This is a genomic window from Streptomyces sp. NPDC014891 (genome assembly GCF_043081085.1).
Taxonomy (GTDB): Bacteria; Actinomycetota; Actinomycetes; order Streptomycetales; family Streptomycetaceae; genus Streptomyces.
In genome coordinates this window covers 312,893-326,352 of the sequence record NZ_JBIBWF010000008.1, presented here as the reverse complement: position 1 = coordinate 326,352, position 13,460 = coordinate 312,893, and the positions used below count along the sequence as shown (strand labels likewise).

14 protein-coding genes are annotated in these 13,460 nt (G+C 76.2%); 7 read left to right on the top strand and 7 right to left on the bottom strand.

Features of this window, described 5'->3' with window-relative positions:
* Nucleotides 1-78: 78 nt before the first annotated feature.
* Entirely contained in the window at nt 79-1,308 is a 1,230-nt protein-coding gene (locus ACF09E_RS24175) for a DUF2786 domain-containing protein (RefSeq protein ID WP_392206949.1), read from the bottom strand.
* Nucleotides 1,305-1,694, bottom strand: a complete 390-nt coding sequence (locus ACF09E_RS24170) for a helix-turn-helix domain-containing protein (RefSeq protein WP_148001339.1) — start codon at nt 1,692-1,694, stop codon at nt 1,305-1,307. Before ACF09E_RS24170 ends, ACF09E_RS24175 begins: the two co-directional genes overlap by 4 nt.
* A gap of 291 nt (nt 1,695-1,985) precedes the next feature.
* Between ACF09E_RS24170 and ACF09E_RS24165 the strand changes: the two genes are divergently transcribed.
* The 3 genes from ACF09E_RS24165 (at nt 1,986) to ACF09E_RS24155 (ending at nt 5,809) form a co-directional block, all read left to right on the top strand.
* Nucleotides 1,986-2,597, top strand: coding sequence for an NAD(P)H-binding protein (locus ACF09E_RS24165; RefSeq protein WP_392206948.1), 612 nt, complete (start codon nt 1,986-1,988; stop codon nt 2,595-2,597).
* A gap of 159 nt (nt 2,598-2,756) precedes the next feature.
* Nucleotides 2,757-3,662 (top strand): ABC transporter ATP-binding protein, encoded by a 906-nt coding sequence (locus tag ACF09E_RS24160; protein ID WP_392206947.1) that lies wholly within the window; start codon nt 2,757-2,759, stop codon nt 3,660-3,662.
* Nucleotides 3,656-5,809, top strand: a complete 2,154-nt coding sequence (locus ACF09E_RS24155) for an FtsX-like permease family protein (protein ID WP_392206946.1) — start codon at nt 3,656-3,658, stop codon at nt 5,807-5,809. The genes ACF09E_RS24160 and ACF09E_RS24155 overlap by 7 nt, the downstream gene beginning before the upstream one ends.
* Before the next feature lie 147 nt (nt 5,810-5,956).
* Here the strand turns inward: ACF09E_RS24155 and ACF09E_RS24150 are convergent, their stop codons facing one another.
* A complete protein-coding gene (locus ACF09E_RS24150; RefSeq protein WP_392207100.1) occupies nt 5,957-6,550 on the bottom strand; it encodes a GNAT family N-acetyltransferase in 594 nt (197 codons plus the stop codon).
* A 178-nt stretch (nt 6,551-6,728) separates the two neighbouring features.
* Nucleotides 6,729-6,953, bottom strand: a complete 225-nt coding sequence (locus ACF09E_RS24145) for a zinc-binding dehydrogenase (RefSeq protein WP_392206945.1) — start codon at nt 6,951-6,953, stop codon at nt 6,729-6,731.
* 1 nt (nt 6,954) lies between these two features.
* On the opposite strand from ACF09E_RS24145, the gene ACF09E_RS24140 reads away from it, so the two are divergent.
* Complete coding sequence (locus ACF09E_RS24140) at nt 6,955-7,248, top strand: response regulator transcription factor (RefSeq protein ID WP_392206944.1); 294 nt, start codon at nt 6,955-6,957, stop codon at nt 7,246-7,248.
* A 194-nt stretch (nt 7,249-7,442) separates the two neighbouring features.
* The gene (locus tag ACF09E_RS24135) at nt 7,443-9,143 is read left to right on the top strand and encodes a bifunctional 3'-5' exonuclease/DNA polymerase (RefSeq protein ID WP_392206943.1); all 1,701 of its coding nucleotides are present in this window, start codon (nt 7,443-7,445) and stop codon (nt 9,141-9,143) included.
* Between the two features lie 115 nt (nt 9,144-9,258).
* On the opposite strand, the gene ACF09E_RS24130 is transcribed toward ACF09E_RS24135, so the two are convergent.
* Together ACF09E_RS24130 and ACF09E_RS24125 are read right to left on the bottom strand one after the other, a co-directional pair.
* On the bottom strand, nt 9,259-10,551 hold the full coding sequence (locus ACF09E_RS24130; protein ID WP_392206942.1) for a hypothetical protein: 1,293 nt from the start codon (nt 10,549-10,551) through the stop codon (nt 9,259-9,261).
* Between the two features lie 149 nt (nt 10,552-10,700).
* Nucleotides 10,701-11,210, bottom strand: coding sequence for a SigE family RNA polymerase sigma factor (locus ACF09E_RS24125; RefSeq protein WP_392206941.1), 510 nt, complete (start codon nt 11,208-11,210; stop codon nt 10,701-10,703).
* A 163-nt stretch (nt 11,211-11,373) separates the two neighbouring features.
* On the opposite strand from ACF09E_RS24125, the gene ACF09E_RS24120 reads away from it, so the two are divergent.
* Both ACF09E_RS24120 and ACF09E_RS24115 read left to right on the top strand, forming a co-directional pair.
* Nucleotides 11,374-11,754, top strand: a complete 381-nt coding sequence (locus tag ACF09E_RS24120; protein ID WP_361847712.1) for a DUF6479 family protein — start codon at nt 11,374-11,376, stop codon at nt 11,752-11,754.
* Between the two features lie 43 nt (nt 11,755-11,797).
* Nucleotides 11,798-12,667: an RNA polymerase subunit sigma-70 gene (locus tag ACF09E_RS24115; RefSeq protein ID WP_392206940.1), complete on the top strand. Its 870-nt coding sequence runs from the start codon at nt 11,798-11,800 to the stop codon at nt 12,665-12,667.
* A gap of 22 nt (nt 12,668-12,689) precedes the next feature.
* Here the strand turns inward: ACF09E_RS24115 and ACF09E_RS24110 are convergent, their stop codons facing one another.
* Nucleotides 12,690-13,382, bottom strand: coding sequence for a pyridoxamine 5'-phosphate oxidase family protein (locus ACF09E_RS24110; protein ID WP_392206939.1), 693 nt, complete (start codon nt 13,380-13,382; stop codon nt 12,690-12,692).
* Nucleotides 13,383-13,460 lie beyond the last annotated feature (78 nt).

Below are 13,460 nucleotides of genomic sequence, written 5' to 3'. Positions count from 1 at the left end.
CGTCCGGGCCGGACCGGACCGGACCGGGCCGGGCCGGGCCGGACCGGGCCGGGCCGGGCCGGGCCGGGCCGGCCCGGTTCAGCCGCGGCCCTCCACCCCCCGGCGTCCCGGGTGGAGGCCCGCCCGGTCCGCCGCCGAGGCGCCGTGGTTCCAGCCGTCCTCGTCCCAGGCCGCACGCACGCGCGTGGCGCGGGTCTCCGGGAAGAGTTCGTCCGTGCGGGTGGTGACCGCCAGGTCCCGGGAGGCGAGCGCGGGCAGCAGGGTCGGGGCCTCGGACGCCACCCGGCGGGACGTCGCCGCGAGCCGCGCGCCGAGCCGGTTCGCGTACGCCAGCAGGAACGACTGCCGGAACGACTTCGTGCGCTTCCGGCCGCCCGCCCGCTGCTCGGCCTCCGCCCGCGTCATCGCCGCCGTCCCCTGCACGAGGAGCGACGTGTACAGCAACTCCACCGGGTCGAGGTCGGCCTCGAAGCCGACCACCGTCGAGAAGCCGTACGCCTCGTTCCACACGGCCCGGCAGTGGTTCGCCGTCGCCACCGCGTCGAGCAGGATCGCCTTGGCCTGCTCGTACGGCGGCTCCGCCCCGATCCGGACGGCCCCCGGCGTCTCCGGGGAGGGCGCCCCCGCCGCGAGCGTCGCCCCGTCCAGGCTGTGCCGGGCCATCAGCTCCTGCGCCTTGGCGGTGAGCGCCTCCGCCTCCTCCGGGTACCCCGTCGCCTCCGCCTTCGCGAGCAGCGCCCGGATCCGGGTCAGCATCCGCGGCTCCCCGGCCGCCGCCGGCGGCAGCGCCTCCCCCGGCACCGGGCCGACCGCGTCCAGCCGCGGCAGCCGCACCAGGAGCCGGTACACCTCCAGGACCGTCGTCGCGGACGAGAAGCGGTCCGTCGGCCGGCCGGGCGTCCCGTCCAGTTCGTCGAGCTGGGCCCGCCAGCGGTGCGGCAGCGTCTCGTAGCGGGCCGTCTCGGCCAGGACCAGGCCGCTCAGGAACCGGAGGTGCTCGTCGGAGAGGTCGCGGCGGGCGATCCGTACGAGGTCGGCGGGCTGCCAGCCGCGCGTCCAGAGGGTCCGCAGGAACTCCTCGCCGCGCCGGGTCAGTTCCGCGTCGGCGCCCCGGTCGGCGGCCAGCAGCGACGCCGCCGTGTCGAGGGACGCGTCGTCGTGTGCGTACAGCGCCTCGAAGGCCCTGCCGATCGTGCCCCCGGTGTCGCCGGTGCGGCCGGCGCCGCTCCTGCCGTCGGCGCGGCCGGCACCGCGGGCGTCGCCGGTACCGCGGGCGTCGCCGGTACCGCGGGTGTTCCTGGTGTTCACGCCGTCCTCGCGTCCCATGCCTCGCGCGACCGGGCGATCACCGAGCGGTGATCGAGCGACCAGTCGACGAGCTGCTTGATCAGGTGGGTCATGCTGTGGCCGGTCTCCGTCAGGGCGTACTCGACCTGCGGAGGCGTGGTCGGGTACACCGTCCGCGAGACGAGGCCGTCGCGTTCGAGCCGGCGCAGGGTGAGGGTCAGCATCCGCTGCGAGATCCCGGTGACGAGCCGCTGGAGCTCCCTGAACCGCCGCGGCCCCGCGGCGAGTTCGACGACCACGTGCACGGTCCACTTGTCGCCGAGCCGGTCCTGGACGTCCCGCACCCCGCAGTCCTCCGCGCAGCTCACCAGGGGTTCCGTGGTTACCTCCGTGTGCCCCTCGGACATCGATGTGCCTCCTTACGCGATCTGCCCCGTCCCCCCACGATGGTCTCAGCCACCACGTCCTCACCACGTTCCCAGGGGGAAGCATGCTGCTCGTCACCGGTGTCTCCGGAGCCCTCGGCTCGCTCGTGGCCGACCGGCTCGCGGGCCGGCCGGACGTCGTCCTCGGCACGCGCGCCGGGCTGCTCGGCACCCGCCGCCTCGACTTCGACGCGCCCGGGACGCTGCCGGAGGCCTTCTCCGGCGTGGAGACGCTGCTGCTCGTCCGCGGGCTACGGCGAGGACGACACGGTCGTGGCCCGCCACGAGGCCGCTCTGTCGGCCGCGGAGGCCGCGGGCGTCCGCCACGTCGTCTACACCAGCCTCTCCGGCGACGGCGACCACCTCACGTACGCGCTCGCCCACCGGTGGACCGAGCGGCGGCTGCGGAACTCCCCCGTCCTCGACTGGACGATCCTCCGCAACGGCCTCTACGCCGAGCTCCTGGCCTGGATCGCCCCGCCCGACGCGGAGAACCGGATCACCGGCCCGCTGGGCCGCGGCCGCCTCGCCGCCGTCGCCCGCGCGGACCTCGCCGACATCGCCGTCTCGGTCGCGACGGCCCCGGCCGCCCACCGGAACCGGGTGTACGAGCTGGTCGGCGAGCGCGCCCTCGGCGGCGACGACCTCGCGGCGGCCCTGGGCGCGGTGTACGCCCCCGGCACCCTCGCCGACGCCCGCGCCGCGCTCGCCGCGTCCGGTGCGGCGCCGTTCCAGGTGCCGATGCTGGCGAGCACGTACTCGGCGATCGCCCACGGCTTCCTGGACGGCACGGGGGTGGAGAGCGACCTGCGCGCCCTCCTGGGCGGACGCGAACCGCTCGGCGCGCTGGACGTGTTCGTGAAGGCGGTGCGGGCGGACGGCTGATCCGGCCCGCGGAGGGACGGGGTCGCCGGGGGTGACGTGGGCGTACAGCGTCCGCTCGAAGGAGGGGGACGGGGGACCGGGGGGGGTAGGGCCAGGCATACCCCCGGGACACCCGGCAGTGGTCGTGATCGGCAGACGCGGAAACGGTTCGCTGGAGGCATGACCTCGACGCTCCCGAACGCTCCCACCACACCCGTCACACCGGCCACCACCATCGCCGTACGACTCCGCCGACTCACCCGCCACCACCGGGACGTCCGGGCCCTGGACGGCGTCGACCTCGACTTCCGTGCCGGGACCTTCACCGCCGTCATGGGCCCCTCGGGCTCCGGCAAGTCCACCCTGCTCCAGTGCGCGGCCGGGCTCGACCGGCCGACGTCCGGGCGGGTGGAGGTCGGCGGGGTCGCGCTGGAAGGGCTGAGCGAGCGGCGGCTGACCCTGCTGCGGCGCGACCGGATCGGCTTCGTCTTCCAGTCCTTCAACCTGCTGCCCGCCCTCACCGCCGCGCAGAACGTCGCCCTGCCCCTCCGGCTCGCGGGCCGCCGCCCGGCCCGTGCGGAGGTGCGGGAGGCGCTGGCCCGCGTGGGGCTCGCGGGGCGGGAACGCCGCAGGCCGGGCGAGTTGTCGGGCGGACAGCAGCAACGGGTGGCGATCGCACGGGCGTTGATCACCCGGCCGGCGGTCCTCTTCGGCGACGAACCGACCGGCGCGCTCGACTCCACGACGAGCCGCGAGGTGCTCGACATGCTGCGGGAGCTGGTCGACCGGGACGGTCAGACGATCGTCATGGTCACCCACGACCCGGTGGCGGCGGCCCGCGCCGACCGCGTGGTCTTCCTGGTCGACGGGCGGGTGGCGGGCGAGCTGCCGGGGCCGACGGTCGAGACGGTCGCGGCGCGGATGACCGCGCTGGAGACGACCGCGCCGATGGCCGAGCCGGCGGCCCGCCCGGCGCCGGCTCGCACCGCCGCCACTGGCACCACCGCCGGGAACGTCACCACAGGAAGCAGCACCGCCGGAAGCAGCACCGCCGGAAGCGTCATCCCCGGGAGCGCCGCGTGCTGACCGTCGTCCTCTCCGGCCTCCGCGCCCGCTGGGCCTCCTTCCTCGGCGGGTTCGTCGCCCTCGCCCTCGGCGTCGGTCTGCTCGCCACCACGGGCCTCGGGCTGTCCGCGACCTTCCACGCCCCCGAGCGCCCTCCGCAGCGGTTCGCCTCCTCGCCCGTCGTCGTCCAGGGTCAGGACCGGCTGACGCTCGACGTGCGCCGCGGGCCCGGCACGGCGTCCGTGGCACAGCGACTCGACCGTCCACAGCCTGTGGACGGAGGACTGCTGCGCGAGCTGCGGGCCCGCTGGACCGTCACCACCGGTGACCGGAACCCCTCGGATCCCGCCCCCACCGCCCGCACCGATGCGCCCGACGCCGTCGGCGTCGACGCCCCGGCCGCCGAGGTCAGGGCCCTCGTCGGAGATCGTGCCCAGGTCCTCACCGGTGACGAACGGCGACGCGCCGACCACGACCCCGACCGGGACGCCGACGCGCTCGTCGGCGTCAACGCCCTCCTCGGCACCGCGGGAGGCGTCACCGCCTTCGTCTCCGTCTTCGTCGTCGCCTCCACGTTCGCCTTCGCCGTCGCCCTGCGCCGCCGCGAGTTCGGCCTGCTGAGAACCGCCGGAGCGACTCCGGGACAGATCCGCAGGCTCCTGCTCGCCGAGGCCGCGGCGCTCGGCGTCCTGGCCTCCGCGGCCGGGTGCGCGCTCGGCGCGGCCGGTGCGCCGCTGCTCGCCCGGCTCCTCGTCGACGGCGGCCTCGCGCCCGCGTGGTTCACGGTCGGCGGCCCGGTCTGGCCGTTCCACGCCGCGTTCTGGACGGGCCTGACGGTCGCCCTTGCGGGGGCGCTCGCCGCGTCCCGGCGGGCCGGGAAGGTCGGCCCGACGGCCGCGCTCCGCGCCGCGGACGTCGACACCGACACCCTGCCCGCGGGCCGGGCCGTGCTCGGTACGGGGCTGCTCCTCGGCGGTCTCGGCCTTCTCGTCTGGACGTACGTCACGGACCCGTCCGCGCTGCTCAAGCGGAAGACGTACACGACCCTCCCGATGCTCCTGATCACCGGCATCGCGCTGCTCTCGCCGCTCCTGGTCCGCCCGGTGGCCCGGCTGTCGCGGCTGCCGGGTGCGGTGGGGACGCTGGTGCGGGAGAACAGCGCCGCCTCGGTCCGCCGCACCGCCGCTGTCGCCGCCCCCGTCCTCGTCACCGTGGCGCTCGCCGGAACGCTCTTCGGCTCGGCGACCGGCGTCACGCGCGCGAAGGGCGCCGAGGCGCGCGAGCAGACGACCGCGGAGTACGTGGCGGCCGGCCCCTCGCTGCGGCCGGTGACGGCGCCCCCCGGGGCCGTCGTCTCCCCCACCGGGCCGACCTCCGTCTTCGTACGGGACGGGGACGCGGCGGTCGTGAAGTACGGGGCGCGGGCCGTCGGCGACCCGGCGGCCTTCGCCGCGCTCACCCGGCTGCCCGTGGTCGCCGGCGATCCGCGGGACCTCGACGACCGGTCGATCATCGTCAACGAGGAGTTCGAGAGGCACCGGGTCGGCGAGACCGTCGAGGTCTGGCGGGCCGACGGGACCGGCCCGGTACGGCTCCGGGTCGCGGCCGTCCTCGCGCTCGGCACCGGCGACAACGGCCCGTACGTCACCCGGGCGAACGCCCCGGGCTCCGTCCCCGACCGGATCGACGCGCGCGGCGGCGGTACGGCCGTGATGCACGCCCTGGAGGCGAGCGGCGGCACCGTCGGGACGGCCGACGCGTGGGCCGAGGCCGCGCGCCCGGCCGGCGGCAGCCCGCAGGCCCGGCTCGGCATGGTCCTGGTCCTCGGCATCGCCCTCGTGTACACGGTGATCGGCCTCGCCAACACCCTGCTCATGGCGACCTCCGTGCGCGGCGCGGAACTGGCCTCGCTCCGGCTGGCCGGGGCCACCCGGGCCCAGATCCTGCGGGTGGTGACGGGTGAGGCGGTCCTCGCCGTGGCGATCGGCACCCTGCTGGGCCTCGCGGTGACCGCGCTCGTCCTGGGCACCCTGGGTGCGGCCCTCGCCGCCCTCGCCGCCCCGGTGGTCGCGGCCCTCCCCTGGGGCACGGTCGGCGCGGCGGCCGGTGCGTGCGCGACGGTCGCGGTCGCCGCGTCGGCCCTCCCCGCGTGGCGCCTGACGCGCTGAGCGGCGATGGTGGGACGGACGGGGCGGTGACCGGGGTCGGAGCCGGGTCACCGCCCCGTCCACCGCGGGACGCACCGCCCCGTCCACCGCGGGACGCCCGGATCCCCGGGGACCGGCCGCGCTGCCCGGGGCCGCCCCGCCCCCGGCTCAGACCGTGCGGTCCAGCCCCGGTTCGTCCCCCGCGGACGCGGTCTTCGCCGCTCGCCACTCCGGGGCGAGGACCGACCAGACCTCCTCGTCGTGGCGGCGGCCCCGGTACGGGTGGCTGTCCCTCAGGACCGCGTCCCTGCTCATGCCGAGGCGGCGGGCCACCGCGATGCTCGGCGCGTTGTCGGAGGAGACCACCCACTCGACGCGGTGGATCCCCCGCACCTCGATCGCCCAGTCGATCAGCGTCCGGGCCGCCCGGGTCACCAGGCCCCTGCCGACCGCCGCCGGCTCCAGCCAGCAACCCGCCTCGGCCGTGCCGCGCGCGGTGTCGAGCTGCCGCAGGATCACCGCGCCGACGAGGGTGCCGTCGCTCCAGATGCCGTGGATGCGGCCCGCGTCGGCGGCCGCCTTCTCCGCGTACAGCCGGAGGAACGCCCGGCTGGACTCCAGGTCGGTGACGACGTCCGGCAGGCCGTTGCGCGCGCCGACGAACGCGCGTCCGCGGTCCATGTGCGCCAGGAACTCCTCCGCCTGCCACGGTTCGAGCGGCCGCAGCTCCGCGCCGTCGTCGCCCAGGGATATCGCGTACATCGTCGTCGCCCTCCGGTTCGGGACCGCCACGCGCGGCGGAGGGATCCTCCCACCGTCGGCCCGCCCCCCACCGGGAATTACGCCCGCCCCGACCAGGCCCACCGGCCCACGGCCCACCGGCTCACGGCCCACCGGCTCACGGCTCACGGCTCACGGCTCACGGCTCACGGCTCACGGCTCACGGCAACAGGATCCGCTTCCCGCGCGCGTGCCCCGACTCGCTGAGCTCCTGGGCGCGCGCCGCCTCCTTCAGGGGCAGGGTCCCGGCGTGCCGGACGGCGAGGGTGCCGGCCGCCGCCGCGCGCGCGTGGGCGGCGAGTCCGGCCCGTACGGCCTCGGGGTCGCCCGACGCGCCCGAGAACACGATCCCGTGCTTCTCCGCGTCGGCGTCGGCGATCGTCACGATGCGCTCCCTCCTCGACGTGGACGCGGTCCCCGGCTGGGGCACGACGCTCACGGCGGTGATCCCGCTGGCCGCGCCGGCGGCGCCGGTCGAGGCGGCGCACCCGCTGACGGGCCTCGGCGAGCGGGAGGTGGAGGTCCTGCGGCACCTGGCCCTCGGGCACCGCAACCGGCGGATCGCGGAGGAACTGCACATCAGCGAGTCGACGGTGAAGTTCCACGTGGCCAACATCCTGAACAAGCTGGGCGTCGACTCCCGCGGCGAGGCGGCGGCCCTCTTCCACGCGGCGGCGTGACGCCCGGGCCCCCTCACCCGCCCCCGGGCCCCCTCACCCGCCCCCGGGCCCCCTCGCCCCGCGCCTGGGCCGCTTCTGCCGCCCCGCGCCCGGGCCGCCTCCTGGCCCTACGCCCGGAGCCTCCTCCCTCGCCCCGCGCCGCGCGGCGCGGTGGTTGCCGGGGGCTGTCAGTGGGGGGTGCCAGACTCGCACCCATGACCGAGCGGACCGAGCGCTGGGCACTCGCGCCCGAGGCGGAGGGGGACGGAGCACTGCTCGTGCCCCTCGGCCCGGACGGGCTGCCCGTCGGGGACGTGCGGCGCGAGCCGGACCTGGTCGCGGCCGTACGGGCCAGGCCCGACGTGGCGCGCTGGGTGTGGCGGTCGACGGCCGAGGTGTACCCGCGGCTGCTGGCCGGCGGCGTCAGGGTCGAGCGGTGCTACGACGTGGAGGACGCCGAGCAGCTGCTCCTGGGCCACGAGGGACGGCTCGGCGAACCCCGCTCCGCGGCGGCGGCCTGGGCGCGCCTGCGGAACGCCCCGGTGCCTCCCGACCCTCCGATGCGGCTGGCCGAGCCCGGATCGCAGGACTCGCTCTTCGAGCCGCGGCCGGTCGTCTCCGTCCCGTTCGACGGGCTCCTCGCCGTCTACGCCGAGCAGCTGCGCCGGCACGGCCGGGCGGAGCACCCCGGCAGGATGCGGCTGCTCACGGCCGCCGAGTCCGCGGGGATGCTGGTGGCCGCCGAGATGCACCGGGCGGGCCTGCCCTGGCGGGCGGACGTGCACCGGGACCTGCTGCACGAACTGCTCGGCGAGCGGTACGCGGGCGGGGGCGAGCCGCGCCGCCTGGCGGAGCTCGCCGAGGAGGTCTCGGCGGCGTTCGGGCGCCGGGTCCGGCCGGACCTGCCCGCCGACGTGGTGAAGGCCTTCGCGCAGGCCGGGGTGCGGGTGAGGTCGACCCGCCGCTGGGAGCTCGAAGAGCTCGACCACCCGGCCGTGGCACCGCTGATCGCGTACAAGAAGCTGTACCGGATCTGGACGGCGCACGGCTGGTCGTGGCTCCAGGACTGGGTGCGCGACGGCCGGTTCCGGCCGGAGTACCTGCCCGGCGGCACGGTCAGCGGCCGCTGGACGACCAACGGCGGCGGAGCCCTGCAGATCCCGAAGGTGATCCGCCGGGCCGTGGTCGCGGACGGGGGCTGGCGCCTCGTCGTGGCCGACGCCGACCAGATGGAGCCGCGGGTGCTCGCCGCGATCTCCCGGGACCCGGGCCTGATGGAGGTCGCGGGGCATCCCGACGACCTGTACACCCGGCTGTCGGACCGGGCGTTCTCCGGCGACCGCGACCACGCCAAGATCGCGCTCCTGGGCGCGATCTACGGGCAGACCAGCGGCGACGGCCTCAAGAACCTGGCGGCGCTGCGCCGCCGCTTCCCGCGCGCCGTGGCCTACGTCGACGAGGCGGCGAAGGCGGGCGAGGAGGGCCGGCTCGTCCGGACCTGGCTCGGCCGGACGAGCCCGCGGGCGGTGGGCGCGGGGGACGACGAGGAGGCGGGCCTGCCGCAGGAGGGTGGCGAACCGGCAGTGGAGGAGGCCGAGTTCACCCCGGGGTACGCCTCGGGGAACGCCCGGGCCCGCGGCCGCTTCACCCGGAACTTCGTGGTGCAGGGCAGTGCGGCGGACTGGGCGCTGCTGATGCTGGCGGCGCTCCGGCGCGCGCTCTCCGGCATGCGGGCGGAGCTGGTCTTCTTCCAGCACGACGAGGTGATCGTGCACTGTCCGGCGGACGAGGCGGAGGCGGTCACGGCGGCGATCCGGGCGGCCGGGGACGAGGCGGGCCGGATCGCGTTCGGGGACACCCCGGTGCGGTTCCCGTTCACGGTGGCGACGGTCGAGCGGTACGCGGACGCCAAGTAGGGGCCCGCGGGGGGACGCCGGAAGGGCCCGCGGGGGGCGGAGGAAGGGCCCCGCGGGGGGAGGCCGAAAGGGCCCCGCACGCGGGTGCGTGCGGGGCCCGGGCCGGGTGCGGCGGTCACTTCACGGGCAGGACCTGCCACCTGAGGCTGAGCGCGATCGACCTCAGCTGGTCCATCGTCAGCGCGGGCTCGGGGCGGGTGGCCGCCTCGTGCTGCGTTCCGGCGTTGAAGGCGGACACGACGACGCGGAAGCCCTCCGGCGTCATGGTGTCGGCGGTCCACCAGACGACGCCCTCGCCGCCCTTCTCGCCCGGCTGCTGGGTGAGCTTGACCCGGCGGCCGTCGGGCAGCGTCGTGACGTCGCCGCTGCCGAAGAGGTCGTCGGCCGCGTCCGCCATGTTCTGCTGGACGTTGACCTGGACGAGGCTCTTCCCCTTGCCGTCGTCGACGACCAGGTGGGCGGACTGCCCGCCGCCGTCCCCGTCCGTGACCTGCAGCCCCTGGGGGAGGAGGGAGCGCAGGGTGCTCTGGACGGCGCCGGACTCCGGCTCCCCGTGCCGCCGGGGTGCGTCCGTGCCGCCCGTGCCGCCGTCGCCGGACATGTCCACGTGGGCGGGGAGCTGCGCGGTCAGCGGGGCCCAGCCGTCGGCCGTGACGAGCGCCTTGAGCTGGGCGGGGGTGAAGGGCGGGTTCTCGCGGCTGACGGGAGCGCCCTTCTCGGCGGCCGCGTTGTACTCGCTGACGTCGAGGAGGATGCCGTCCCGGGTGAGCAGGACCGCGCGCCAGGCCTTGGTCTCCTCGCGCTTGTCGGGGTACTCGTACCCCTGGAGGATCATGAGCCGGTCGCCGCCCTGCACGGTCTCCTCGGTGCAGTCGTCATAGGGGACGGCGACCTTGTCGGGGCAGGCGATCTGGTCCTCGCCCGCCTCGCCCGGGCCGGCGCGGAAGAGACCGACGGTGACGGCGGCCCGGCCCTTGCCCTCGTCGTAGACGGCCGTGAGCGACTGGCCGAAGCCGTCGAGCCCGTCGATCTCCCACTTCCCCTCCGGGAGGTTGGACTTGAGGACGGCGGCGATGTCCACGACCGGGATCCGCGCCTCCCCGGGCTTCTGCTTCCCGGGGACGGGGTCGACGCTGGGGGTGGGCCGGGGCGCGGCCACGGAGGAGGCGCCGTCGGAGGGCGACAGCAGCGAACCGCCGTAGACACCACCGACGGTGACGGCCGCGAGCGCGAGGACCCCCGCGCCGACCGCGAGCCGGCGGCGGACCAGCCGGCGCCTGCCGCGCCGCACGCCGCCCTCGACGAGTTCGCGGCGGTCGTCGGCGGCGAAGCCGTCGCCGGTGCGGTGCAGGATCGCGCCGAGCGCGTCCTCGAACCTTTCGTGCTGGGGGCTTTCGTTCTGGGGCATGTCGAACTCACCGTCTCCGGTCAGGGGATGGGGAAGCGTTGCGGGTGGGGGTGCCCGGCTCGGAATGGCAGAGAAGGGACGGGGGGCAGACGGCGAGGCGGGAGCGGAGGGCGGCCGGTGGTCGGTGGTCGCCGGCCGGCGCTCGCGCCTCAGCGGGCGGCGAACTCGGTGATGCTGCCGCCGAGTCGTTCCCGCAGCCTGGTGAGGGCGCGGACGGAACGGGTGCGGACAGCGGCGGAGCTGACGTGCAGGGCGTCGGCGGTCTCCTCGATGCTCCGGTCCTCCCAGTACCGGAGCACGACGACCGCCCGGTCCTTGGGGGCGAGTCCGGCCAGTGCGTCGAGCAGGGCGATCCGGAGCGCCGGGTCCCCGCCGTCGTCGGGGGCGCGGTCGGGGAGCTCGCCGAGCGGACGCTCGGTGGCCGAGCGGCGCCGCTGGTGGCTGAGGAACGTGCGGACGAGCACGGTCTGGGCGTACGCGGCCGGGTTGCCGATCCGGTTGACGCGGCCCCACAGGGCGTACATCCTGCCGAGGGTCTCCTGGGTGAGGTCCTCGGCGAGATGGGTGTCTCCGCTGGTCAGCAGGCATGCCGAGCGGTATAGCGGGCCCGTGCGTGCGGCGGCGAACTCCAGGAACCCGTCCGCGCGGGACTTTCTCATGCCCCTCCCTCCCCTCGCGGCCGCGGGGTGCGGCCGTCGTACACCTCATTGACGCGACGGGGCGGAGGAAATGTTTCAGCGGATCCCGCGGGATTCCCCGGGGATCCCGGGGGCCTGCGCACCCCGGACGTCCAAACCGGCAGAAAAGGGGTAATGCTGGAGTATGAACACTCTCAGCGCAGCCCAGACCCTGGCCGCGGGAGTCTGGCAGTCGGGCCTCGGCCAGGTCATCGGTGGCCTGGTCCTCGTGGCCGTACTGATCGCGGCGTTCTGGCTGGGGACCCGGGTCCGCAACCGCGAGTCCAACCCGCCCAAGCCGGAGGACCAGCCTCACCGGCCGGAGGACGGCGGTCTGCCGGGTGAGGCGTCCGGGTACCGCAGGCCCACCGAGATGCCCCTGACCGACGGCGAGCACCGGCTCATGCCGTACCAGCTCAAGGACGGATCGGAGGCCTCGCCCGACCCGCCGAGCGAGGAGAAGCGCAAGTGGGGCGGAATCTCCAGCGGAGGCTTCGGCAGCGGGGGCACCGGACACGGCGACTGACCCCCCTTTCCGTCCGACCGCGGCCGCGCACGTGGAGGAGAACGTGAACGAGAGCGCCGCCCCGGCACCACCCCGGGACGTCTTCGCCGCAGCTCCCTTCGAGGAGCACCGGGCCCGTCTGCGGGCCGTCGCGTACCGCCTCCTCGGCAGCTCCGAGGAGGCGGACGCGGCGGTGGAGGACGTCCGGAGGACCTGGCCCGACATCCACACCCCGGTCGCCCCCGGCCCGGTGCCGACCCCCTACGACCCCGTCGAGGTCCTGGCCCGCGGCTGCCTGGACCGGCTCCGGTCCCGCGAGTCCCGCCGGGAGCGGCCCTGGGACCCGTGGGATCCCTGGGCGCCGGGCGGACCGCACCACCCCCGCGCCCCGGGCGAACCCCCGCCGCCGACGGCGCTCGACGGACTGACACCGCCGGAGCGCCTCTCGTTCGTCCTGCACGACGAGTTCTCCGTGCCGTACGAGCGGATCGCACCGCTCCTGGAACGCACCCCGGCCGCCGCCCGCAGGCTCGCGGGCCGGGCCCGCTACCGGCTGCGGGAGGCCGAGGAGATGCCGGAGCCGGACCCGCCGCGGCAGCAGACCGCCGTCGCGGCGTTCCTGGCGGCCGCCCGCGCCGGGGACACCGCCGCGTTGCGCGCCCTCCTCGACCCCGACGCCGCCCTGCGGGCCGACGCCGAGGCGGAGCGGACCGGCACGGCGGCCGCGCACGGCGCCGGGGCGGTCGCCGGGGCCGTCGGCCCGCTCGCGGGCACGGCGCGGAAGGCACTGGTGGACGGGGCGGCGGGACTCGCGTGGCCGGCGGAGGGCGAACCACGGCTCGTGCTCGTCTTCACCGTCCTGGAGGACCGGATCACGGCGATCGACGCCCTGGCGGACGAGGACCATCTGAACCGTCTGGAGATCCACGTCTGAACGCCCCGGGCGCCGTCCGCGCTCACTCCCCGAGGACGCGCCCCGCGCGGGAGGCCACATGGCCCGGCGGGACGACGCCGGCGGGCAGCACGGGATCGGTGACCGGCTCGCCGAAGCTGGTCACCACCGGCAGCACCCCGGCCCACAGGCCGAGCGCCGCGTCCTCGGAGTCGCCGTCGTCCGGCGGCCCGCCGCGGGTCTTCACGGAGGCCTCGGTCAGATCGAGCGCGAGCACGGACGTCGCGGCCAGCTCCTTGCGGCTGGGCTGCCGCGCGTACTCCCACTGCCCGGGCGAACTCTGCTCGGTGAGCGCCCGCAGGCCGCGCAGCTTCTCGTCCGGGTCGGTCACGAGACGGGGGACGCCGTAGATCATCGCGCAGCGGTAGTTGACCCCGTGCTCGAAGACGGAACGGGCCAGCACCAGCCCGTCGACATGGGTGACGGTGACGCAGACGGTGGTGCCGGGCGCCTGGACGAGACTGCGGCTCGCGACGGACCCGTGCAGGTACAGCCGGTCGCCGTCGACGCCGTACGCGGTGGGCACCACCATCGTCGTCCCGTCCACGGGCACCCCGAGATGGCAGAGGAACCCGGCCGCGAGCACCGCGTCCAGATCGGCCCGCCGGTGACTGCCCTTCTCCCGCATCCGCCGCAACCGGGTCCGCTCGGTGACCCCGAGCACCCCGTCCCCGCCGACGTCCTCGCCGCCGCCCATGCTTCCCCCAGGTTCCTCGACCGCCTCGGATGATCTCCCCGAGTTCTACGTCCCCGGCCCAACGCCCCGCCACCCGCG